The sequence below is a fragment of the Thermobacillus sp. ZCTH02-B1 genome (assembly GCF_002159085.1).
Lineage (GTDB): Bacteria > Bacillota > Bacilli > Paenibacillales > Paenibacillaceae > Thermobacillus.
Map to the genome: position 1 here is coordinate 40,623 of NZ_LZRU01000010.1, position 21,767 is coordinate 62,389.

Annotated in this window: 22 protein-coding genes; 4 read left to right on the forward strand and 18 right to left on the reverse strand. The window is 66.0% G+C overall.

What is annotated here, in order from left to right:
• The first annotated feature begins 175 nt into the window (after positions 1–175).
• Positions 176–889, forward strand: a complete 714-nt coding sequence (locus A9Z00_RS04380; RefSeq protein WP_296974867.1) for a GT-D fold domain-containing glycosyltransferase — start codon at positions 176–178, stop codon at positions 887–889.
• Positions 890–1,046: 157 nt separating this feature from the next.
• Here the strand turns inward: A9Z00_RS04380 and A9Z00_RS04385 are convergent, their stop codons facing one another.
• From A9Z00_RS04385 to A9Z00_RS04395, 3 genes are all read right to left on the reverse strand, one after another.
• Positions 1,047–1,454, reverse strand: a complete 408-nt coding sequence (locus A9Z00_RS04385) for a hypothetical protein (RefSeq protein ID WP_296974869.1) — start codon at positions 1,452–1,454, stop codon at positions 1,047–1,049.
• Between the two features lie 239 nt (positions 1,455–1,693).
• Positions 1,694–2,041: a YolD-like family protein gene (locus A9Z00_RS04390; protein ID WP_296974871.1), complete on the reverse strand. Its 348-nt coding sequence runs from the start codon at positions 2,039–2,041 to the stop codon at positions 1,694–1,696.
• A 329-nt stretch (positions 2,042–2,370) separates the two neighbouring features.
• Positions 2,371–3,609, reverse strand: a complete 1,239-nt coding sequence (locus A9Z00_RS04395) for a DNA polymerase IV (RefSeq protein ID WP_296974874.1) — start codon at positions 3,607–3,609, stop codon at positions 2,371–2,373.
• A 626-nt stretch (positions 3,610–4,235) separates the two neighbouring features.
• On the opposite strand from A9Z00_RS04395, the gene A9Z00_RS04400 reads away from it, so the two are divergent.
• Positions 4,236–4,916: an SOS response-associated peptidase gene (locus A9Z00_RS04400; protein ID WP_296974877.1), complete on the forward strand. Its 681-nt coding sequence runs from the start codon at positions 4,236–4,238 to the stop codon at positions 4,914–4,916.
• A gap of 149 nt (positions 4,917–5,065) precedes the next feature.
• Here A9Z00_RS04400 and A9Z00_RS04405 read toward each other — a convergent pair whose 3' ends face one another.
• The 5 genes from A9Z00_RS04405 to A9Z00_RS04425 form a co-directional block, all read right to left on the reverse strand.
• Complete coding sequence (locus tag A9Z00_RS04405; RefSeq protein ID WP_296974879.1) at positions 5,066–5,353, reverse strand: stage VI sporulation protein F; 288 nt, start codon at positions 5,351–5,353, stop codon at positions 5,066–5,068.
• Positions 5,354–5,590: 237 nt separating this feature from the next.
• A complete protein-coding gene (recG, locus tag A9Z00_RS04410) occupies positions 5,591–7,642 on the reverse strand; it encodes an ATP-dependent DNA helicase RecG (RefSeq protein WP_296974882.1) in 2,052 nt (683 codons plus the stop codon).
• A gap of 5 nt (positions 7,643–7,647) precedes the next feature.
• The gene (locus A9Z00_RS04415) at positions 7,648–8,499 is read right to left on the reverse strand and encodes a DegV family protein (protein ID WP_296974883.1); all 852 of its coding nucleotides are present in this window, start codon (positions 8,497–8,499) and stop codon (positions 7,648–7,650) included.
• Positions 8,500–8,539: 40 nt separating this feature from the next.
• Entirely contained in the window at positions 8,540–10,291 is a 1,752-nt protein-coding gene (locus A9Z00_RS04420) for a DAK2 domain-containing protein (RefSeq protein ID WP_296975020.1), read from the reverse strand.
• A gap of 50 nt (positions 10,292–10,341) precedes the next feature.
• Entirely contained in the window at positions 10,342–10,701 is a 360-nt protein-coding gene (locus A9Z00_RS04425; protein ID WP_296974886.1) for an Asp23/Gls24 family envelope stress response protein, read from the reverse strand.
• A gap of 223 nt (positions 10,702–10,924) precedes the next feature.
• Between A9Z00_RS04425 and rpmB the strand changes: the two genes are divergently transcribed.
• Both rpmB and A9Z00_RS04435 read left to right on the forward strand, forming a co-directional pair.
• Positions 10,925–11,113 carry a 50S ribosomal protein L28 gene (gene rpmB / locus A9Z00_RS04430; protein ID WP_296974889.1) on the forward strand — a complete coding sequence of 63 codons (189 nt, stop codon included), beginning with the start codon at positions 10,925–10,927 and terminating at the stop codon, positions 11,111–11,113.
• A 160-nt stretch (positions 11,114–11,273) separates the two neighbouring features.
• Complete coding sequence (locus tag A9Z00_RS04435; RefSeq protein ID WP_296974893.1) at positions 11,274–12,419, forward strand: family 8 glycosyl hydrolase; 1,146 nt, start codon at positions 11,274–11,276, stop codon at positions 12,417–12,419.
• Between the two features lie 272 nt (positions 12,420–12,691).
• Here A9Z00_RS04435 and spoVM read toward each other — a convergent pair whose 3' ends face one another.
• The 10 genes from spoVM to def form a co-directional block, all read right to left on the reverse strand.
• Entirely contained in the window at positions 12,692–12,772 is an 81-nt protein-coding gene (gene spoVM / locus A9Z00_RS04440; protein WP_296975022.1) for a stage V sporulation protein SpoVM, read from the reverse strand.
• 130 nt (positions 12,773–12,902) lie between these two features.
• A complete protein-coding gene (locus tag A9Z00_RS04445; protein WP_296974894.1) occupies positions 12,903–13,184 on the reverse strand; it encodes a hypothetical protein in 282 nt (93 codons plus the stop codon).
• Complete coding sequence (rpe, locus tag A9Z00_RS04450) at positions 13,177–13,842, reverse strand: ribulose-phosphate 3-epimerase (RefSeq protein WP_296974896.1); 666 nt, start codon at positions 13,840–13,842, stop codon at positions 13,177–13,179. Before rpe ends, A9Z00_RS04445 begins: the two co-directional genes overlap by 8 nt.
• A gap of 5 nt (positions 13,843–13,847) precedes the next feature.
• Entirely contained in the window at positions 13,848–14,762 is a 915-nt protein-coding gene (gene rsgA / locus A9Z00_RS04455; protein WP_296974899.1) for a ribosome small subunit-dependent GTPase A, read from the reverse strand.
• 3 nt (positions 14,763–14,765) lie between these two features.
• The gene (gene pknB / locus A9Z00_RS04460) at positions 14,766–16,964 is read right to left on the reverse strand and encodes a Stk1 family PASTA domain-containing Ser/Thr kinase (protein WP_296974902.1); all 2,199 of its coding nucleotides are present in this window, start codon (positions 16,962–16,964) and stop codon (positions 14,766–14,768) included.
• A complete protein-coding gene (locus A9Z00_RS04465; RefSeq protein WP_296974905.1) occupies positions 16,961–17,725 on the reverse strand; it encodes a Stp1/IreP family PP2C-type Ser/Thr phosphatase in 765 nt (254 codons plus the stop codon). Before A9Z00_RS04465 ends, pknB begins: the two co-directional genes overlap by 4 nt.
• A gap of 12 nt (positions 17,726–17,737) precedes the next feature.
• A complete protein-coding gene (gene rlmN, locus A9Z00_RS04470; protein ID WP_296974906.1) occupies positions 17,738–18,784 on the reverse strand; it encodes a dual-specificity RNA methyltransferase RlmN in 1,047 nt (348 codons plus the stop codon).
• A gap of 138 nt (positions 18,785–18,922) precedes the next feature.
• The gene (rsmB, locus tag A9Z00_RS04475; RefSeq protein ID WP_296974909.1) at positions 18,923–20,302 is read right to left on the reverse strand and encodes a 16S rRNA (cytosine(967)-C(5))-methyltransferase RsmB; all 1,380 of its coding nucleotides are present in this window, start codon (positions 20,300–20,302) and stop codon (positions 18,923–18,925) included.
• 5 nt (positions 20,303–20,307) lie between these two features.
• On the reverse strand, positions 20,308–21,255 hold the full coding sequence (gene fmt, locus A9Z00_RS04480; RefSeq protein ID WP_296974912.1) for a methionyl-tRNA formyltransferase: 948 nt from the start codon (positions 21,253–21,255) through the stop codon (positions 20,308–20,310).
• Positions 21,252–21,749: a peptide deformylase gene (gene def / locus A9Z00_RS04485; protein WP_296974915.1), complete on the reverse strand. Its 498-nt coding sequence runs from the start codon at positions 21,747–21,749 to the stop codon at positions 21,252–21,254. The genes fmt and def overlap by 4 nt, the downstream gene beginning before the upstream one ends.
• Positions 21,750–21,767 lie beyond the last annotated feature (18 nt).

The window sequence follows — 21,767 nt, forward strand, 5'->3', positions numbered from 1 at the left end:
TTCCTCCGTTAATGTATGAGCGCTCGGCACCGGCCGCATGGTTGATTGGTCTCGTCCATTCGTCCAAATCCGGCCGGCGTCCGCTCGCGGCGGCAGACATCCATGCCCTGCGGCGGCCCGTACATATACTGGAATTGCAACGCAGAAGACTAACGGCCTTCGGGAGGATGAATCCATGACGGGACGCCCGCAGCTGACGCAGGCGCAGGTGCTGCAGCGCATCGCGCACGCGCTCAAAACGAAGACGCCGCTGTCGCTCGTCCGCGTCGGGGACGGCGAGAACCTGGTGCTCGCGCAGCAGACGGTCTGGCCGCTCGACGTGGTGTTGAAGGAGCCGTGGGCCGTGAAGGCGAACGAGGGCAAGAAAGGGCTGCGGCTGCCGAACCTGCCCCTGCGCGACGCCGTCGCCGAATCGCTCCGGAAGGCCGACATCGTCGGCATCCTGCCGTTCGGCGACAAGACGATCCACGCGCCGGATTACCTCAAGCGCCCGCTGACGGAACGCGTGTTCCGGCATTTCCGCATCGAGCCGAAGGCGGTCTGCCACGCCTGCGTGAACCGGATGCTCGCGACGGATCCGATGTTCTGGAAGACGCTCGCCGGGAAGCGGCTCGCGATCGTGACGCGCCACGCCGACTCGGCGAAGCGGCTCATCGAGGACCGTTTCCGCGGCCTTCGCGTCACGCTCGTCTATCCGTTCGGCGACTACTCCCAAATGGAGCCGGCGCTCAAGACGCTGACAGAGGGCCGGAACCTGTACGACATCGCGCTCATCTCCTGCGGCGTCAACGCCGTCGTGCTCGCCCAGCGCACCGCCGAACAGACCGGCAAGGTCGCGCTCGACTTCGGCAAGGCGCTCCATATCATTGCAAAAGGACGCCCGAACTGAGACGGGCGTCCTCTTTTTTCGTGCCGGTTGGTTCGTGCCGGGCGGCCGACGGCGCGCGGCCGGTGCGTGAACGCGCAAAAACCCCGGCGGCGGGGAAAAACCCCCGTAAACCGGGGGTTTTCCTCCGCAGGCCGGGGTTCTTGCGTCGGGCGTGGCGTCAGGCGGTGGAAGCGATGCCCCGGAACACTTCCGGGCCGTTCCGCACGGCCGTCGTCGTGCCCGAGATAAAGGCCGTGTACACCGTCTCCGCAGCCGGCGGCGCCAGCAGATCCTGTGCCGTGAAGGAATGCACTTCCGTTGCGCCCGTCACGCTCACCGTCCCGGTCAGCGTGAAGATGACGTTGGCGGGGTTGTACGTGGCGCCGCGAACGATCTCCACCGTGAACGTGTCGCCGATGTCGCCGCTGATGCCGACCATGCCATCCAGCGCGATGACCGTGTTCGGTGCATTTTGCGTCTGCAGGCCGATAATGCCGAACAGCGTCGGCGTCGCGCTCAGCGGCACGTTCGGAGCGCCGATCTGGTTGGAGTTCATCGAGCTGCGTTGATCCAGGAAAATTCCCATGCCCTTCACCCCCTGCTTGCCTGAGATACTACAGTCTATTGCTCCCGGCGGCAGGCGGTATAGACAAACTTCGGAGGGTAAATGACGGATTTTTTCGCGCGACGGCGGTTCGGAGCGGGCGCGTCCGCGGCGGAGGTCGGGCCTGCGGCGGCGGTTCGACCCGCAACGCCGTCCCGCGCCTTGCGCATTCCCCGCCGCCCTGCACAGGCCGCGTCATGCGGCGCGCTGCGCCCGCGCCGCTATTCCGCGCCGATCACGTCCCGCAAGGCGATCCATACGTCCCCCTGCGCCGTGCGCAGCCGGATCCGTCCGGCCTGCGGGTCGATCCTCGTCACGACGCCCGTCGCCTCCCGATCTTCCGTTTCGCCGTACAGCCTCAGCGTGACCGGCCGGCCCGTCCCGAGCGATTCGCCTACTTTGAGCGCCAGTTCCTCCATCTCCTGTTCGTCCAGCACGGGGCGCTCCTTCCGCTTCAGCGACTCCCGGTGGCCGAGGATGCGCTCCTTGTGCTCGGGCAGCATCATCCGGCTCGATTCCCAGAGCAGGTTGTATCCGGGAGTCAGTTTGCTCACGCGCGGTTTGGTCATGGCTGTCATCCTCTCCTGGTGTCTGAACTATGATGCGCTTTCGGCTTGATGACGGTCTCCCGTGCCGTTATCGCTCGAGCATGCGCCGTGCAGACGCCGGTTAACGGCACGCCGGACCGTTATTCGGCATCAGCCGGTTCCCGATCCCGCTCCGCATCGGCCGTTAACGGTTCCCCGTGCCGTTAACACGCGTTCGAGCCCCATGGATACGCCGGTTAACGGCACGCCGGACCGTTAACCGGCGCCGGGCGCTCCAATCCGGCGCACAGAACACCATCCCGTCAAAAGGGCCCGCAGCCCGCGACCCGCTCCGGCAGAACGCCGCTTCGTCACTTGTAATGGCCGCCGATCTTGCGCGCCCGATCCCGTGCCTGCCCGGCCGCGGTCAGCGAGGCGGCCCTCAGAATCGCATCGTCGCCGTACTTGTCCTTGATCCGGTCCGTCGCCCGCTCGAGGGCGCGGTACTTCTCCCGGTGGTCGAACAGCATCAGCTGATATTCCCGGTCGTCCTGCAGGCCGGTCATCGCGACGCCGACCTTCCGCACCGGCAGGCCGTCCCAATGCCGGTCGAACAGCTCGCACGCGAACCGGTAGACGTCGTTCGTCACCTGGGTCGGATACGGCAGCGTCATCTGTCGGAAGAACCCGCTCGGCCGGTCGAAGTCGGCGCCCTGGCACCCGACGGCCAGCGTCCGGCCCATCTTCCCCTTGGCCCGCATGCGCCGGCAGACGAGCTCGCACAGCTCGAGCAGGACGACCTTGAGCTCCTCCTGCGTCTCGTAGTCGCGCGGCAGCGTCATCTGGTGACCGATGCCCTTCTGGAGGATGTGGGTGTCCGGCGACACCGGCGAATCATCGCGGCCGTGCGCGATCCGCCAGATCATCTCGCCGTTGATCCCCCACCGCGCCCGCAGCCGGGAGAGCGGCGCCCGCGCCAGGTCGCCGATCGTCTCGATGCCCATCCGGTTCAGATGCGCCGTCATGCGCGAGCCGATCATGAACATTTTGTCCACCGGCAGCTGCCACAGCATCTCCTCCAGCCGGTCCGGATCGAGCCGGAAGATGCCGTCCGGACGCTTCTTCGCGTAGTTGTCGCACGCCATCTTCGCCAGCACCTTGTTCGTGCTGATGCCCAGCCGGACGTAGACGCCGGTCTGCTCCAACACCCGCTTCTGGATCATGCGGGCCGCCTCCTCGGGGCCGCCGAACAGCCGGGCCGTCTCCGTCAGATCGAGGAACTGCTCGTCGATGCTGTACGGCTCGACCAGGTCCGTGAACGACTCGTAAATGCGCGTGATCAGCAGGGAATACTCGATGTATTCCTGCATGCGCGGCTTGGCCACGATCAGGTCCGGGCACTTGCCGAGCGCCTCGCCGAGCCGCTCGGCGGTCGTGACGCCGCGCGCCTTCGCAAGCGGGCAGGCGGCGAGCACGATGCCCGACCGGCGCTCGGGATCGCCCGCGACGACGAGCGGCTTGCCTTCATACTCGGGATGCTTCGCCTTCTCGACGCTGGCGTAGAACGACTGGCAGTCGGCCAGCATGACAATCCGCTGCTTTCCGGCCATCGCCGGTTCCCTCCCGCAAGACAAGAACGCATGTTCTTATCATCATACAAAATACACGAACTTATGTTCGTGTATCAAGCCGGAATTTTATGCAAAACCGGGCGCGGGTCAGGAATCGGCGTGACGCCAAACCACATGCGCGGCGGGGACCGGCGCGACGCCCGCTCCTCCCTTTCGCCCCGCGTCTTCCCGCGGTGGGGCGCGGACCGACTGCCGGCAGACGCTGCCCGGCCGCATGGGCCGCGCGCGGCTTCGGGATATCGTGCGGGATCTTTTCGATCATGTCCCCTTCGCTCAGCAAACCCGAGAAACCCGCGCAGAGCGGAGCACTGGCCGATCGAAGGGGACGGGACCGAAAAAGGGAGGCCGGACCGGTGTTCCGGTTGACCGAAAGGGACAGCATCGAAAAAGAGAGGCAAGGCTGATGCTCCTGTTGACCGGAGGGGCAGCATCGAAAAAGTGAGGCCGGGCTGATGTTCCTGTTGACCGGAGGAGACGGGGGCGAAATGAAGCGGAACGGGGACGGACGCAACCGAATCCGCCGAGGTGGCGGAGGACGTCTCCGGGCGCTATAATGGCCTCAAACGGCGAACACGCCGGGATGAACGGCAAGGGAGAATCTTGCGATGTGCGGTCGCTACACGATCACGGTGACGCTGGAGGAGCTGATCGTGCGGTACACGATCGGCGTGGCGAACATTCCGTACCACCGGCCGAAATACAACGTCGCGCCGGGACAGATGGTGCCTGCCGTCATCAGCGACGGCCGGACAAACCGGCTCGGGGAGCTCCGGTGGGGGCTGATCCCGTCCTGGGCGAAGGACGAAAAGATCGGCAACCGCCTGATCAACGCCCGCGCGGAAACGGCGGCGGAGAAGCCGGCGTTCCGCGAGCCGCTCCGGATGAGGCGCTGCCTCGTGCCGGCGGACGGCTTCTACGAATGGCGGACGGAGCCCGACGGCAGCAGGCAGCCGATGCGCATCGTGCTGCGAAGCGGAGGCATTTTCAGTATGGCCGGTCTGTACGAGACCTGGATCGCGCCGGACGGGCGGCGCATCTCCACGGTCGCGATCCTGACGACGGAGCCGAACGAGCTGATGGCGTCCATCCACGACCGGATGCCGGTCATCCTGCGCCCGGAGGACGAGGCGCTCTGGCTGGACCGCTCCGTGCGCGATCCCGAGGCGCTCAAGCCGCTGTTCCGGCCCTACCCGGCCGACGAGCTCGAAGCGTACCCGGTAAGCAAGGCGGTCGGCAACGTCAAGGCCGACGATCCGTCCCTGATCCGGCCGGTCAACCGGCCCTGAAGGCGGACGTCGGACAGGCCGCGGGCCATAAGACGACGTCCCCCGCCCGGGGATCCGCATGCCGGATCCCGCCGGGCGGGGGACGTTGTGTGCGCCGCGCGGCCGCGCGCCGTCCGCTTTGGGCGCGTTTCGTGCCACCGGCCCGCCCGTCAGCGAAACATGCTCCACAGCCGCAGCAGATGAAGCGTGTTGTTCGGATCGATCCGCTGCGCGATCACGAACGCGACAATCCGTTCCTCCAGGTCGGGCGTGAGCGGCTCGTTCAGGATGGCGGCCGCCCGGCGCACGAGCCGGCGCACCTTCGCCCGGTCCTGAAGATCCTGCTTCGTCACGCCTTCCAGCAGCGCCTTCATCCGCTCCTTCGCCGCCGGATTCTTCATCTTCCGCTTGACCCGTTCGACCAGTTCGGGCCGAATGCCATACTGCTGATACCCCACGCGCGGCACCTCCATCCCGTCGACGGTCCGGCCGGAACCGTCAGTTCAGGATATGACGCCCTGCCCGCGCAGTTGTCATCTGCCTTGAAAAAACATCCGCGACCGCCGTCCGCCGGCGAACGGACAAGCGTGCGTCGTCCGTCGGAGCGGAACGCGGCCGCGCGGGCCCGCTGCGCCTTCGGACGGCATAGCGCACATCCGCGCCCGGCGTCCGCCGCGCCGCAGCCGCCGCGCGCCTCAATCGAGCTGCTCGCCCTGGAACACCGGATCCCGCGTCAGCAGCTCGCGCAGTCGCGCGCAAGCCGGATCGCGCCAGAACGCCTCCCGCGACACGAGATCCGCCGCGTCGTCCCGCGCCATCTCGAGCAGCGCGAAGTCGGTCGTCAGATCCGCGACCTTGAAATCCGGCAGTCCGCTCTGCTTCGTGCCGAAAAAATCGCCGGGCCCGCGAAGCTCCAGATCGCGCCGCGACACCTCGAACCCGTCGTCCGTCTCCGTCATGATCCGCATCCGCTCGAGGCCGGCCTCCGACTTCGGATCGGCGATCAGCACGCAATAGGACGCATGCGTGCCGCGCCCGACGCGCCCCCGGAGCTGGTGCAGCTGCGACAGACCGAACCGGTCCGCGTCCATCACGACCATCAGCGACGCGTTCGGCACGTCGACACCGACTTCGACGACGGTCGTCGCGACGAGCACCTGCGTCTCGCCGGACGAGAACGCGCGCATGACCGCATCCTTCTCCGCCGCGCTCAGCCGGCCGTGCAGCAGACCGACCTTGAAATCCGGGAAAGCCTCGACCATCCGCCGGTGCAGATCGATGACGTTCTCAACGTCCAGCTTGTCCGACTCCTCGATCAGCGGACAGATGACGTACGCCTGCCTCCCCGCCGCGACTTCCCGCCGGATGAAGCCGAGCACGCGCTCCATCATGCCGGGACGGACCCAGTACGTCTTGACCGGCACGCGGCCCTTCGGACGCTCGCGCAACGTCGAGACGTCCATGTCGCCGAACGCCGTGATCGCGAGCGTGCGCGGAATCGGCGTCGCCGTCATCGTGAGCACGTCGGGACGGATCCCCTTGCGGCGCAGGATGCTGCGCTGCTCGACGCCGAACCGGTGCTGCTCGTCCGTCACGACGAGGCTGAGGCTGCGGAACTGGACGTCATCCTGGATGAGCGCATGCGTGCCGACGACGACGTCGATCACGCCCATCTGGAGTCCGGCCAGCACGTCCCGCCGCTGCCGTTCGGTCAGGCTGCCGGTGAGCAGCGCCACCTGAATGCCGTGCGGGCCGAGCAGCTTCTCCAGCGTGCGCAGGTGCTGCTCGGCCAGGATTTCGGTCGGCGCCATCAGCGCGCCCTGGTGCCCGCTTTTCACGGCCGCATAGAGCGCGATCGCCGCGACGACCGTCTTGCCCGAGCCGACGTCGCCCTGCAGCAGCCGGTTCATGCAATACGGCTGCCGCATGTCGCGCAGGATTTCATTCACCGCCTTCTTCTGTCCCTCGGTCAGCTCGAACGGGAGCCCGGCCGCGAACGCGCGGATCGACTCGCTGTCCACCCGATGCGCGATGCCGTCCCGCTTCCGTCGCGTATGGGCGCGGAACGCCTGCAGCTTGAGCTGGAACAGGAACAGCTCCTCATACGCCATCCGCCGGCGGGCCGCCGCGCCTTCCTCCTCGCTTCCCGGCGCGTGGATCCGCATCATCGCCTCCCGGCGCGGCATCAGCCCGCGCCGCTCGATCAGCCCGGGCGGCAGCACCTCGGGCACGAGATGGCCGAACTGCAGCAACGCCTGCGCGATCGTCTTCCGCATCCAGTTCTGCGTGATGCCGCCGCCGACCGAATAGACCGGCTGCAGCGTGCCGGTCTTCACCGCTCCCCGGTCGGGAAACTCCGATTCGGCGACCGTGATCTGCCGGCGCCGGCGGTCCCATTTTCCCGTCAGCGTGATGTCCCGTCCCGGCGTGAGCTGGTCCTTGAGAAAATGCCGGTTGAACCAGACCGCCGTAACGAGCATCCGGCCCGCCGCGACGCGGCAGGTCATGCGGGTCTTGCCGCCGTAGCGCTGCACGACCGGCGGCGCCGCGATCCTGCCCCGTATGGTCGCCTTCTCTCCGTCTCCCACCTCTTCCGGATCCCGCACGCGGTAGTCTTCGTAGCGGAACGGGAAATGCTCCAGGAGCTCCGCCACCGTACGAATGCCAAAGGCGTGAAGCTCCTCTTCCCTGCGAGCACTCACGCCTTTGATGTGCCGAACCGGAATTTCTTCAAGCCGCAAAGTCATAAGGTTCACGCCTTGTACATGAAGACGGCCGAAGTGCCGGGCCCGACGTGCGTGCCGATGACGCCGCCGATGAGCACCTCTCGGACGCTCCGGACGTCGAACTTCTCCCGAACCCGCTCGAGCAGTTCCCGGGCCGTCTCGTCGTATTTGCTCCAGCCGATGCCGACATGGACGGGAGAACGACCGAAGTCCTGCTCCAGGAGCTCGATGATGCGGGCTATCGCCTTCTCCGTGCCGCGCGTCTTGTCCACCGGCGTGACGACGCCGTCCTGGACCGTCAGAATCGGCTTGATGTTGAGCAGGCCGCCGATCAGCGCGGATGCCCGCCCGATCCTTCCGCCCCGCTGCAGATATTCAAGCGTGTCGACGAGGAAATAGATCCGGATGCCCTTGAGGAGCCGGTCGACCGCTTCCAGAATCTGTTCCTTCGACGCGCCTTCCCGGGCCATCTCCGCCGCAAGAATGGCCGCCGCGCCGAACCCGTAAGAGGCGGAACGGGAATCGATGACCGTGATGTCGGGATCGCCTTCGATCATCGACTTGGCGATGACGGCCGACTGGTACGTGCCGCTGAATTCCGAACTGAGATGGAACGAGATGATCTGCGCCTCCGGATCCTGCGCAAGGATGCGCTGGTACAATTCGAGAAAATCATTCGGCGAAGGCTGCGACGTCGTCGGCAGAACCGGGGACTTTTCCAGCAGGTCATAGAAGTTGTCGGGCCCCAGGTTCACGCCGTCCAGATAGGTATCCTCGCCGAAATGCACCTTGAGCGGAATCAGCTCGATGCCGAGCCGCTCGCGATCTTCCGCCGGAATATCCGCCGTGCTGTCCACGACGATTCTCACCGCACACATCTTCATGCCCTCCCGTCCGCGCTCAGGCTTTTTAAGCGCGCTATTCGACCGCGATCAGATAGGGATAGAGCGGCTGCCCGCCGTCGAGCACCTCCAGCTCGGCGTCCGGATACGTCTCCTTCAGCCAGTCGGACAGCGCCGCGGTCTCCGCCTCGTCCGCTCCTTCCCCGGTCAGCAGCGTGACAAGCTCGCCGCCGTCCTCCAGCATCTTCGCCAGCAGCGCGCGGCAGGTCTCCTGCAGGCTTCCGGACGCCGCGACGATCTCCTTGTCCATGATGCCGATGTAGTCGCCTTCCCGGATCGTGAACCCGTTGATCGTCGAATCCCGCACGGCCAGCGTCACCTCGCCGGACCGGACCGACTCGGCGGCGCCGCGCATCCGCTCCTCGTTCCGCTCCGCCGTCTCCGCCTCGTTGAACGCGAGCAGCGCGGCGAGCCCCTGCGGAATCGAGCGGGTCGGAATGACGGTGACGGCTCGTCCGCTCATTTCGGCCGCCTGTTGCGCGGTCAGGATGATGTTGCCGTTGTTCGGCAGGAGATAAATCCTTTCCGCGCTCAGCGATGCGATCGCCTGGAGGAAATCCTCCGTGCTCGGGTTCATCGTCTGTCCGCCCGACAGCACGATGTCGGCCTCATGCCGGAGGAAAATGTCGGAGATGCCTTCCCCGGTCGCGACGGCGATGATGCCGTAGGGCGCGATCTCGTGCACCTGCTCCGGCGGCACGTCCCGCACGGGCGCGCCGCCCGTCAGCACCTCGGGCGCCGCAAGATTCGTCCCGTCCCCGGCGGGAGGCGCCGCCTGATCCTCCTGCTCCAGCAGTTCGCGATGCTGCTCGCGCATGTTCAGGATGCGGATGTCGACCAGCTCGCCGTAGGGCAGCGCGAGATTCAGCACGTCGCCCGGCCTGCGCGAATGGACGTGTACCTTGATCATGCCGTCGTCTTCGATGACGATGACCGAATCGCCGTCCTTCTCCAGCGCGCGAATGAACCATTCCCGGTCGAAGCGCATGCCCGCCGGCAGCTTCTTCGGCCGCCGGATGAAAAATTCCATATCGTAGGGGAATTCGATCGACTCCGTCTCGATCCGGCTCTGCGCCGGCGCGGAATCCGCGCGCCGCGCCGGAGCGGCCGCGGGCGCCGGACGCGCCGGCGCGGCGACTGCCGCCCCGACCGGAACCTCCAGCGGAATCCCGGCGTCCTCCACGATCACGTCGCCGGACAGATACGCCGCAAATCCCTCGTAGATATGAACGAGGCCTTGTCCGCCGGAATCGACGACCCCGACCTGCTTCAGGATCGGGAGCATGTCCGGCGTCTTGAGCAGCGTCTCCCTCGCCTTCGCGACCACCTCGCGCATCAGGGCCGCGATGTCGGGCGTTCGGCGGGCGATCGACACCGCGTGCCGGGCGGCTTCCCGCGCAACCGTCAGAATCGTCCCCTCGACCGGCTTCACGACCGACTGGTAGGCGGTGTCGACCCCCTGCTGCAGCGCCGCGGCGAACTGCACCGCGTTCAGCTCGTCATGGCCCGCCGCTCCGCGGGCGAAGCCGCGGAAGAGCTGCGACAGAATGACCCCCGAATTGCCCCGCGCGCCCATCAGAAGCCCTTTTGAAAGCGCTTCTGCGGCGGTTCCTAAAGAAAGCGACGGGCGGTTCCGCAGCTCCTGCACGCCCGAACGCATCGTGAGATTCATATTGGTTCCCGTATCGCCATCCGGCACGGGAAAGACGTTCAACGCGTTGATCTGCTCCACGTTGCGCTCCAGCGCTTCAGCGCCGGCAAACACCATTTCCGCGAAAGCCTTGCCGTCCAGCGACCGTCTGCTCACCCGATTCCCTCCTACTGCGATACCCTGACGCCCTGCACGATGATGTTGACGGTGTCGACCTTGAGCCCCGCCACTTCGTCCAGAACGTATTTCACGCGCGACTGCACGTTGTGCGCGACTTCCGAAATTTTCGTGCCGTAACTGACGACGATGTACAAATCCACATGCGTCGCCCCGCCTTCCCGACGGATTTCGACTCCGCGAGACAGATTCTCCCTGCCCAGCAGTTCGGCAATGCCGTCTTTGAGCTGCTTGCGCGACGCCATGCCGACCAGACCGTAGCATTCCATGGCCGCCGAACCGGCGATCACCGACAGCACATGGTCCGCCACGTGGACGCGTCCCAGTTCAGTCTGGATTTGCAGGGACATGGCTCACTCCTCCTCGGGCGATGGTGGGCTAAGTTCATTATAAAGATAGGACAGGCAGAATACAAACCGAAATTGTCACCCCGCTCTTCGATGCCGGGGGCCTATGGATTTTCCGGACATGGTATGGTAAGATATTCGAGTGTGTTTGCGTACCCGGCACGAGTCCGCGGGCGACCGACGGCCGGCGGCGCGCGCCGCATCCGGTTGAAGGAGGTGTAAGTCGATGTCCCGCAAATGCTTCATCACCGGCAAGAAGCCGGGCAGCGGCAATCATGTGTCGCACGCCAACAACCGCAACCGCCGCACCTGGGGCGTGAACGTCCAGAAGGTGCGCATTCTGGTGAACGGCAAACCGAAGCGCGTATGGGTGAGCGCCCGCGCGCTCAAATCCGGCAAAGTCCAACGCGTCTGACGCAGACCGCCGGCGCGCTCCGGACGCATTCCGGCCTTGCGGCACGGCTCCGGACGCCCCGGCTCCATCCAGAACTCCCGCATGCCATCGCAGCATCGGGAGTTTGTTTTTTTCGTTTGTTTTTATCGTTTGTTTTTGTCCGCACGGGGAGGCGTGATCGATGGCAAGGAGCGAAGAACGGGGAGCATTCCATACCGGCCGCTACCGCAACGTGTTCGCCGAATACGGCTACGGCGAAGAGGAAATCCGCCGCAAGGTGGAGGACGCGTGGCAGGCCCTGTTCTACGGCGACGATGACGTCCGCATCTATTATCCGATGGGCGAAGACATGGGTTACATCCTCGACACGGGCAATCTGGACGTGCGCACGGAAGGCCTGTCCTACGGCATGATGATGGCGGTGCAGATGGACCGGCAGGAGGAATTCAATCGCATCTGGCGGTATGCCCTGAAATTCATGCAGCACCGGGAGGGCCGGTACCGGCATTACTTCGCCTGGCACACGACGCCGGACGGCGTCCGTCTCTCGCAGGGACCCGCGCCGGACGGCGAGGAATACTTCGCGATGGCGCTCTTCTTCGCGTCGAACCGCTGGGGAGACGGACCGGAACCGTTCAACTACGCGGAACAGGCGCGTACGATCCTGCGCGCCTGCGTCCATCAGGGCGAAGACGGCGAAGGCGAGCCGATGTGGGATCCGCGCACGAAGCTGATCCGGTTCGTGCCGGAGGCCGATTTCACCGATCCTTCCTATCATCTGCCGCACTTCTACGAGCTGTTCGCGCTGTGGGCCGACGAACGGGACCGGCCCTTCTGGAAGGAAGCGGCGGAAGCGAGCCGCGAGTACCTGAAGAAGGCGTGCCATCCGGTCACGGGGCTGGCGCCGGAATATGCCGAATACGACGGCTCGCCTCATACCCGGAAATACCCGAAGTTCCGGCATTTCTTCAGCGATTCCTACCGGGTCGCGCTGAACGTCGCGCTCGACTGGGAATGGTTCCGGGCCGACGAATGGGCGGTCCAGGAATGCGGGAACATCCAGCGATTCTTCGCCGATATCGATCCGGCCGACTACCGGCGGTACGCGATCGACGGCACGCCCCTGGACGAGCCGGCGCTCCATCCCGTCGGCCTGCTCGCGACGAACGCCGCGGCTTCGCTCGCGGCCGGCGGCCCGAACGCGGAACGGTTCGTGCGCGCCTTCTGGAACACGCCGCTCCGGAGGGGCAAGCGCCGCTATTACGACAATTGCCTCTACTTCTTCTCGCTGCTCGCCCTGAGCGGCAATTACCGCATCTGGATGTGAAGGCGGCCGATGCGGGCGGCGCGGTGCCGTTGCGGCCGCTCCCGCCGCCTGCCCGTCCGCCGGCAAGCCCTCATGCGAATGACGGTCGGATCGGTCACGAAAAAGAAAAAGGCGCCTGCCCGCGCAGGTGCCTCATGCCGAAAACAGACGCCGAAAACAAACTCCCGCGCGCGTTCCGACGCCGTGGGAGTTTTGTTTGCTGCTGTAGGGATGTGCGACGAGCCGCGCCGACCCGCCGGCGGATGCGCGGCCGGCGGCCGGAGCGGCGGAGGTCAGTTCCTCTGGAACGTATTCAGGATCGCCCGCACGATTCCGCCCAGAAATTTCGGCAGCTTGATCGTGTAGAACCTCACGGCTCCTCCCCTCCTTCGGCGCGCCCATCGTCAATCCACCTATATACACGGTCAGACAAAAAGGTTACAGGTGCCTTGTTCCTGTAACCATCCTATGCGCGGCCGATCCGTCCTATTCCGGGGAATCGCATCATGCCGGCGGAGCGTACATTCCCGTCGAATAGAGGTAAACGACGACCAAAAAGGTGTAAATGACAAAGAACACGGTCGACAGGATGACGAGCCACACCCGCATGGCGAGGCGTTCATAGCGGCGGAAAAAACGGATGCCGACGAACAGCGCGCCGAGGGAGAAGATCACCCGCACGATCGGCTGATACATCACGAACGCGACCAGCAGCGCGCCGATCAGCGCGCTGCAACCGATCAGCAGGAATACGTCCTTCGTCGTGATGCGCTCGTCATCATGCATGCCGGCCGTACCCCCGGCGCAGCTCGGCGATCGCCGCGGCCCGGTCGGCGCGGCCGAACACGAAGTTGCCCGCCACGAGCACATCGGCGCCGGCTTCCAGGACGAGCGGAGCGGTCTCCGCGTTGATGCCGCCGTCCACCTGGATATGTACGCCGTCCCGGCCGCGTTCGGCGAGCAATCGCCTGAGGCTCCGGATTTTGTCCAGCACGGACGGAATGAACGCCTGCCCGCCGAAGCCCGGGTTGACCGTCATGCACAGGATCAGGTCGACATCGTCCAGCAGATGTTCGACGAACGAGATCGGCGTCGCAGGGTTGAGCGCCACGCCCGCCGGCAGGCCGAGCTCCCGGATTTGACCCACGACGCGATGCAGATGGACGCAAGCCTCGGCGTGCACCGTGATCCGGTCCGCGCCTGCAGCCTTGAAATCGGCCAGGTAGCGCTCCGGGCGCTCGATCATGAGATGGACGTCGAACGGCAGCCGGGTCGCGCTCCGGACCGCCCGGATGACCGGCGGGCCGAACGTGATGTTCGGCACGAACATGCCGTCCATGACATCGATGTGGATCCAATCGCCGCCGCTGCGCTCGGCGTCGGCGATTTCCTCCGCCAGCCGGCCGAAATCGGCCGACAGGATCGAGGGCGCGATGATCGTCATGTCAGTCAATACCTCCGCTTCTTCTCGCCGGCTTCCGCCAGAAACGCGGTGTAGCTGTTGTACCGGCTTCGCGCGATCCTGCCCTCGGCCAGCGCTTCGGTCACCGCGCAGCCCGGCTCGTGCACGTGCGTGCAGCCCCGGAACCGGCATCCGGGCGCCAGCTCGCGGAATTCCCGGAAACACGAGGCGAGATCCGCGTCCTTGAGCTCCGCGAAATCAAGCTGGCTGAAGCCCGGCGTGTCCGCCACGTAGCCCCCGCCGCCGATCGGCACGAGCTCCGTATGCCGCGTCGTATGGCGGCCCCGGCCGAGCTTCTCGCTGATCTCGTTCGTCGCCAGCGTCAGCCCCGGCACGATCGCGTTGAGCAGCGACGACTTGCCGACGCCCGACTGACCGCAGACGACGGACAGCCGGCCGGCCAGCGCCTCGCGCAGCTCGTCCAGCCCTTCGCCGGTCCGCGCGCAAGTCGCGATCGTCCGGTAGCCGATCGCCGGATAGATGCGCGTGACGGTCTCCAGCGCTTCCCGTGCCTCCTCCCCGTCCGGCCCGTCGATCAGATCCTTCTTGCTCAGGCAGATCAAGGCGTCGATGCCCGCGTGTTCGATGAACGCCAGGAATTTGTCCAGGAGCTGCAGGTTGAGCGCGGGCTCCGCGACGGAGAAGACGACGACCGCCAGCTCGATGTTGGCGACCGGCGGACGGATCAGCTCCGAGGTGCGGGGATGGATCCGGTCGACGGTCCCCTCCCCGCTTCCGGTCACGGTATAGTCCACCCGGTCGCCGACGAGCGGCGTTTCCCCCCGTTTTTTGAAAATGCCGCGCGCGCGGCACCGGATCGGCCCTTCCGCCCCCGGTTCGGGCCGGTCCGGTGCCACGAAATAGTACCCAGCCAGCGCTTTGACGATGCGTCCGGTTGCCACGCGTCAATCCTCCTGATGCCCGTCTTCGGCCTGCGAACCGCCGCTTTCCGCTTCGCCGCCGTCGGCACCGGAATCGGCCGGTTCTCCGGCCTCCGTCTGTTCCGCATCCCGGCCGGGCGCCTGCACCGCACCGATCTCTTCCTGCGGGCCCGACGCCTGCTGCTCTTCCCGGGCCGCCGGCGTGCCCGGCACGGACTGGACGCCCCGACCTCCGGCCTTCGCTTCGTCATAGGTTACCGAGAACGTATCGGTGAACTGGCCGTCCCGGTAGATCGTCACGACCGCCTCGGTGTTCGGCGCGAGCACGACCTCGACCGGGAACGATTCCGTCTGCTCGATCCGGCGCGTACCCCATTCGATCTTCTCGCCGGTCGCGTCGGAATACTCGATCCTGACCTGGCTCGCCCTGCCGGCCACGGCCGGCGAGATCAGGATGTTGAACGTGTACCGCACCGCGTCCTCCGGCAGCATCCCGGAGCTGACGGTCAGCGTCACCTCGCTGCCCTTTGCGACGGGATCACCCGGCATGTACGGGAACTGGGAGATGACCGTGCCCTCGGGCTTGTAGCTCGGCTCGCGCGCGATGCCTTCGCCAGGCCCCAGTTTGAGGCCGGCTTGCTCCAGTTCTTTCAACGCCTGCTCCAGCGTCATGTTCGTCAAATCGGGCATCGGGAACGTTTCCCGTCCCTTGCTGACCGTGAATTTGATGCGGACCGTCTCCGGATCGAACCGTTCGCCGGGCGCGATCGACTGTTCGAGGATGTCACCCGGCTCGGAATCATCGAACACTTCCTCGTGCTCGATCCGGTCGGCCGTGACGCCGAGGGCTTCCAGCAGCATCTGCGCCTCGGCGAGCTTGCGTCCGACGAAATTCTCCATCGTCTCGAGCTTCGGCCCGCTGCTGACGGTCAGCTGGATGTACGAACCGGTCTTCACGCGCATGTTCATTTTGTTCTGCGCGATGACGACGCCCGCCGGCACCTCGTCGTTCTCCTCGTAAATCACCGGCTCCTCGACGTTCAGCCCGGCCTCCGCCAGCCGCTCGCGGGCCACCGCCTCCTGCAGGCCGACGACATACGGCACGTCGACTTCGTCAGTTTTGAGCAAATCGCGCGCCAAACGCATGCCCCATATCATCAGCGCGATGAAAATCCCCGTCAGGACGAGCGCCGCGACCGGCTTCACCCATCTGCGGCGCGGCCGCTCCTCGTCGATCCATTCCGACTCCTCGGGAAACGCCGGACCGGATTCGCCGCCCTCGTTCCTCTCCCTTTCGCGGGATCGCGACGTCGCCAGCGCGGCGGCCGTTCCGCGGATGGCCGGCATGACGCGCGTTTCCTCCAGATCGATGTCGTCGAACGTGATCTTCGGCTCATGCAGCCGTTCCGGATTCAGGCAGGTCTCCAGATCGTCCAGCATCTCGCGGGCAGAAGCGTACCGCTCGTCCGGGTTCTTGCGCATCGCGCGAAGGATGACGTTCTCGAGGCTCTGGGGGATGAGCGGATTGACCTTGCGCGGTTCTTCGAATCCGTCCTGCAGATGCTTCAGGGCGACGCTGATCGGGCTGTCGCCGAGGAACGGCAGGCGTCCCGTCACCATCTGGTACAATACGACGCCGAGGGAATATAAGTCCGATTTCTCGCCCGTGACGACGCCCTTCGCGTGTTCCGGCGACAGATAGTGCACCGACCCGACCACCGATCCCGTCTGGGTGATCGTCGAGGACGTGACGGCGCGCGCGATGCCGAAGTCCGTCACCTTCACCCGGCCGTTCTTGCCGATCAGAATGTTGTGCGGCTTGATGTCGCGGTGGATGATTTGGTTGTTATGGGCGTGGTCGAGCGCGTCGCAAATCTGCGCGGCGATCCGCACCGCTTCTTCCGGCTGCAGCGGCGCGCGCTCCTTGATGATGTCGTTCAGGTTGCGCCCCTCGACATACTCCATGACGATGTAGTGCGTGTCGTCCTGCTGGCCGACATCGTAGACGCTGACGATGTTCGGGTGGGACAGCGAGGCCGCGGCCTGCGCCTCCCGGCGGAAGCGCCGCACGAACTCCTCGTCGTTGGCAAACTGCTGGCGCAGAATTTTTACGGCAACGTTGCGGTTGAGGAGAATGTCGTGCGCCCGGTAGACGAGCGCCATGCCGCCCCCGCCGATCCGCTCGATGATCTCGTAACGGCCTCCGAGTTCGAATCCGATCATGCCGGCTGCTCACCCCCCGGATCTCCGCCCGAGTGCTCGATGAGCAGGACGGTCACGTTGTCTTCGCCGCCCGCTTCGAGAGCAAGCTCGATCAGCCGGTTCGCCTTCCCGTCGAGATCGAGCGCATCGTCGAGCAGCGTCTCGCGGATCTCCTCTTCGGACACCATCGCGTACAGACCGTCGCTGCAGAGCAGCAGCCGGTCCCCCGGCATCCAGGAGAAACCCTTCAGATCCACTTCCACTTCCCGCTCCGTCCCGAGCGCCCGCGTCAGCACGTGGCGGCGCGGATGGTTCGCGGCCTCCTCCGGGCTGATCTGTCCGGATTTCGCGAGCTCGTTGACGAGGGTGTGGTCTTCCGTCAGCAGCCGGAGCGTGTCGCCGCGCTGCCTGTACGCCCGGCTGTCCCCGATATGTCCGATGAACCCGGCGTCCGACAGCAGCAGCGCGGCCACCACGGTCGTGCCCATGCTGCGGTAGTGCTCGTTGCGGTTGGCCAGCTCGAACACCGCTTCGTTCGCCTGCAGGATCGCCTGACAGAGCGCCGTTTTCGCCTGTTCGTGCGTCAGCTCCGCCTGGACGGACGTGATCGCTTCGCGAAAGGTGTCAACCGCGATCTGGCTGGCGACGTCTCCGGCCTGATGCCCGCCCATGCCGTCCGCCACGATCGCGGCCGTCACGCCGCTCGGCAGCTCGGCCACCCAGGCGCGGTCCTCGTTCACGAGCCGGATGCGCCCGACGTCGCTTCGGTTGGCCGTTCTCAAACCGATATCACCTCATCGATTCAACGATTCCATGTATTTCGCCCGCAGCTGTCCGCAAGCCGCGGCGATGTCGTGCCCCTGCTCCCGGCGGATCGTCGTGTTGATGCCGCGGCTCTGCAGGATGCGCTGGAACGTGAAAATGTCCTTCCGCGGCGTGCGCACGTATTTCCGTTCCGGCACGTGGTTGACCGGAATGAGGTTGACGTGGCACAGCAAGCCCTTCAGCACGTCCGCCAGTTCCTCGGCGTGTTCGGGCCGGTCGTTCACGCCCCCGATCAGCGCGTATTCGAACGTGACGCGACGGCCCGTCTTCTCGATGTAGTACCGAACCGCCTTCATCACCTCGTCGAACGGATAGCGCCGGTTGACCGGCATGAGCTTCGAGCGGAGCTCGTCGTTCGGCGCGTGGATCGAGATCGCGAGGTTGATCTGCGTGTTCTCGTCCGCGAACCGGTAGATGTTCGGCACGATGCCGCTCGTCGAGACCGTGATGTGGCGCTGGCCGATGTTGAGCCCTTTCGGGTGCGTGACGATGCGCAGGAACGCCATCGTCGCGTCGTAATTCTCGAACGGCTCGCCCGAACCCATGACGACGATGCTCGAGATCCGCTCGCCGGATGCGTCGAGCATCCGCTGCGCCGTCACCACCTGCGCAACGATCTCGCCGGCCGTGAGGTTCCGCTTGAGCCCGCCCAGGGTCGAAGCGCAGAACGTGCAGCCGATCCGGCAGCCGACCTGCGTCGTGACGCAAATGCTGATGCCGTAATGGTGCCGCATGACGACCGTCTCGATCGCATGGTTGTCGTGCAGGCCGAACAGGTATTTCTCCGTGCCGTCCTTCGAAGTAAGCCGCGTGATCTCTTCAAGTGCCGCGAACGCGTAAGTCTCCTCCAGCTTCGCCCGGAGCGCCTTCGGCATGTTCGTCATCTCCGCGAACGACCGGACGCGCTTCACGTACAGCCAGTCAAACAGCTGGTCGGCGCGGAACGCGGGCTCGCCGGCTTCCTGCATCCATGCCTTTGCCTGATCATGCGTCAAATCGTATATGAACGGTTTCATGCTTTCGCCCCATCCGCCGGTTCGATTGACGTCATCCGCCGGAGGCCCGTCCGGACCGCGGCCGGCGGAAAACGCCTCAATCCATCCTATTGTACCACAGGCGGACGGGTCCGAACCACTTCGACCGGCATTTGCCTCTTACTTCAGCCTCCGCAGCCGCGCGATGAAGAAGCCGTCCGTCCCCGCCATGTGCGGCAGCAGCGTCAACGATCCGGTGCCGGGGTCGGGCTCGGGCAGCCCGGCGCCGCGGAACGCTTCCAGCACCGGCCGCGGCCAGTCGGCATCCGGCGCGAATTCGGGATGCGCGGCGAGAAATCTCGCGATCTGCTCCCCGTTCTCGCGCGGCTCGAACGTGCAGGTGCTGTAGACGAGCAGACCGCCGGGCTTCACGACCGCGGCGGCGGCCTTAAGCAGCCGGTACTGAACCGCGGCGAGCTCGTCGATGTCCTCCGGCTTTTTCTTCCAGCGGATTTCCGGCTTGCGGCGGATGACGCCGAAGCCGCTGCACGGCGCGTCCAGCAGCACGATGTCCATCGTTCCGCGGCCGACGCGGTACGGCAGGTCGGCGGCGTCGCCCACCAGGGTGCGGACGGACGTAAGGCCGAGACGCCCGGCCTGCTCGACGATCAGCCGCTCCTTGTGCGCGTGGATGTCGTTCGCGAGCACTTCGCCGACGTCGCCCATCAGCTCCGCGAGATGGGTCGACTTGCCGCCGGGCGCGGCGCAGCAGTCGAGCACCCGCATGCCCGGCTCGGGGTCGCAGATTTCCGCGACGAGCATCGCGGCCTCGTCCTGCACCGTCCATTCGCCGCCGCGGAACCCGTCCGTGTCGGCCAGGTTCCCGCCCCGGCGGATGACGATGCCGGACTGCGTGATCAGCGACAGCTTCGCGTCGTAGCCCTCCGCCCGGAGCCGCTCCAGCACCGATCGGCGTCCGCCGCGCAGCCGGTTCACGCGGATGCACGTCCTCGGCCGCTCGTTGAGCGACGCCATGATCCGGTCCGCCGTCTCCTCGCCGTACACCTCGATCCAGCGGGCGGCCATCCATTCCGGGAACGAATGCTTCAGTGACAGCCGGCGGACCGGATCGGGATCGTCCGGAAGCCCGAGCTCGTCCCGGCAGCCGGCCAGGCTGCGCAGAACGCCGTTCACCAGGCTCACGATGCCCGGATGCCCGCGCTTCTTCGCGATCTTGACCGCTTCGCCGACCGCCGCGTGCGGCGGAATCCGGTCCAGGTACACGAGCTGGTACAGGCTCATCCGAAGCAGCGCGAGCACCCACGGCTGCAGCTTGTCCAGCCCGCGCGCGACGAACCGCGACAGCCAGTGATCGAGGGTCAGCCGCCGCTGGATCGTGCCGTAGACCAGTTCGGTCGCAAGCGCCGCGTCGGCCCGCGAGAGGCCGGCCGCGCCCAGCGTCCGGTTCAGCTCGATGTTGCTGTAAGCGCCTTCCGTCTCGACGCGCAGCAGCATGTCGAGCGCAACTTCCCGCGCCGATGTGCCGCGTCTTGCAAGCATCGCCATCATCCTCCGAACGAAGCGCCGGGACTCAAGCGCACGCCCTTGAGCCATTCGGCGGCCGGCATCGCCTTCTTGCCGGCGGGCTGCACCTCGAGGAGCTCGAGCCAACCGTCGCCCGTGGCGACGAAGAGCCGGCCCCCCTCCGCCCGGATCGTCCCCGGAGGGGCGCCCGCCGCTCCGCCCGGCACTTCCGCCGGTCTGCATTTCCATACCTTGAACACTTCGCCGTTCAGCAGCGTGAAGGCGCCGGAGAACGGCACGAGCCCGCGCACCTGGTTGTAGAGCTCGCGCGCGCCGCGCGACCAGTCGAGGCGTTCGTCTTCGCGCGTCAGATTCGGCGCGTAGTTCGCCTCCTCGTCATTCTGCGGCACGGCCCGCGCCGTGCCCGCGATGATGTCCGGCAGCGTGCGGACGAGCAGTTCGGCTCCCGCCTCGCTGAGCTTCCCGAACAGCGTGCCCGCCGTGTCCTCCGGTTCGATCGGCACCTCGACCTTGCTGATCATGTCGCCGGTATCGAGCCCCTCGGCCATGTACAGGATCGTCACGCCCGTAACCGTCTCGCCGTTCATGATCGCGCGCTGGATCGGCGCACCGCCGCGGTATTTCGGCAGCAGCGAACCGTGCACGTTGATGCAGCCGAGGCGCGGGAGGTCAAGCAGCGGCTTCGGCAGAATCTGCCCGTAGGCCGCCGTGACGATCAGGTCCGGTTTGTACGCGGCGATCGCTTCGATTGCCTCCGGACGGCGCACGCGCTCGGGCTGCAGCACCGGAATCCCGAGCTCCTCCGCCGCCGCCTTCACCGGCGTCGGCACGAGCAGCTTCTTGCGTCCCTGCGGCCGGTCCGGCTGGGAGACGACGGCCGCGACCGTGTAGCCCGCCGACACGAGCGCGCGGAGCGACGGCACCGCGAACTCGGGCGTACCCATGAATACGATCCGGACGTCGCTCATGCTTCCTCTTCTTCCCGTTCTTCCGAATGTTCCGGGGGAACCCTGTAGACTTCGTCCGCGATGTCGGTGAACAGCACGCCGTTCAGATGATCGACCTCGTGCTGGAACGCGCGCGCGAGATACCCCTCCGCCTCGACGGTGAACGGGTTGCCGTTCCGGTCCTGACCCTTCACGACGACCCGCTGCGCCCGCCGGACAATGCCGTTAAGGCCCGGGATGCTGAGGCAGCCCTCGGGCCCGATCTGCTCGCCCTCACGCTCGACGATCTCCGGGTTCACCATCTCGATCAGCCCGTGCTCGTCGCCGATGTCGATGACGATGACGCGCTTCAGGATGCCGATCTGCGGCGCGGCAAGCCCGACGCCCTTCGCGTCGTACATCGTGTCCGCCATGTCCTTCAGCAGCTTGTGCAGGTTCGCGTTGAACTTCGTCACTTCCTTCGCGCGTTCCCGCAGGACGGGATCGGGATCCTTCACAATCAGCCTGATGGCCATTCGGTTACGCACATCCTT

Excerpts from the sequence above, each read along its gene's own strand:
- A9Z00_RS04385 (WP_296974869.1), bottom strand. The coding sequence starts at position 1,454 with ATGGGAATTTTCCTGGATCAACGCAGCTCGATGAACTCCAACCAGATC.
- A9Z00_RS04390 (WP_296974871.1), bottom strand. The coding sequence starts at position 2,041 with ATGACCAAACCGCGCGTGAGCAAACTGACTCCCGGATACAACCTGCTC.
- def (WP_296974915.1), bottom strand. The coding sequence starts at position 21,749 with ATGGCCATCAGGCTGATTGTGAAGGATCCCGATCCCGTCCTGCGGGAA.
- A9Z00_RS04380 (WP_296974867.1), top strand. The coding sequence starts at position 176 with ATGACGGGACGCCCGCAGCTGACGCAGGCGCAGGTGCTGCAGCGCATC.
- A9Z00_RS04415 (WP_296974883.1), bottom strand. The coding sequence starts at position 8,499 with ATGTGTGCGGTGAGAATCGTCGTGGACAGCACGGCGGATATTCCGGCG.
- recG (WP_296974882.1), bottom strand. The coding sequence starts at position 7,642 with ATGACTTTGCGGCTTGAAGAAATTCCGGTTCGGCACATCAAAGGCGTG.
- rlmN (WP_296974906.1), bottom strand. The coding sequence starts at position 18,784 with ATGAAACCGTTCATATACGATTTGACGCATGATCAGGCAAAGGCATGG.
- rsmB (WP_296974909.1), bottom strand. The coding sequence starts at position 20,302 with ATGCTTGCAAGACGCGGCACATCGGCGCGGGAAGTTGCGCTCGACATG.
- A9Z00_RS04400 (WP_296974877.1), top strand. The coding sequence starts at position 4,236 with ATGTGCGGTCGCTACACGATCACGGTGACGCTGGAGGAGCTGATCGTG.
- rpe (WP_296974896.1), bottom strand. The coding sequence starts at position 13,842 with ATGACGATCATCGCGCCCTCGATCCTGTCGGCCGATTTCGGCCGGCTG.
- A9Z00_RS04420 (WP_296975020.1), bottom strand. The coding sequence starts at position 10,291 with ATGGTGTTTGCCGGCGCTGAAGCGCTGGAGCGCAACGTGGAGCAGATC.
- pknB (WP_296974902.1), bottom strand. The coding sequence starts at position 16,964 with ATGATCGGATTCGAACTCGGAGGCCGTTACGAGATCATCGAGCGGATC.
- A9Z00_RS04445 (WP_296974894.1), bottom strand. The coding sequence starts at position 13,184 with ATGCATGATGACGAGCGCATCACGACGAAGGACGTATTCCTGCTGATC.
- rpmB (WP_296974889.1), top strand. The coding sequence starts at position 10,925 with ATGTCCCGCAAATGCTTCATCACCGGCAAGAAGCCGGGCAGCGGCAAT.
- A9Z00_RS04425 (WP_296974886.1), bottom strand. The coding sequence starts at position 10,701 with ATGTCCCTGCAAATCCAGACTGAACTGGGACGCGTCCACGTGGCGGAC.
- fmt (WP_296974912.1), bottom strand. The coding sequence starts at position 21,255 with ATGAGCGACGTCCGGATCGTATTCATGGGTACGCCCGAGTTCGCGGTG.
- A9Z00_RS04395 (WP_296974874.1), bottom strand. The coding sequence starts at position 3,609 with ATGGCCGGAAAGCAGCGGATTGTCATGCTGGCCGACTGCCAGTCGTTC.
- A9Z00_RS04435 (WP_296974893.1), top strand. The coding sequence starts at position 11,274 with ATGGCAAGGAGCGAAGAACGGGGAGCATTCCATACCGGCCGCTACCGC.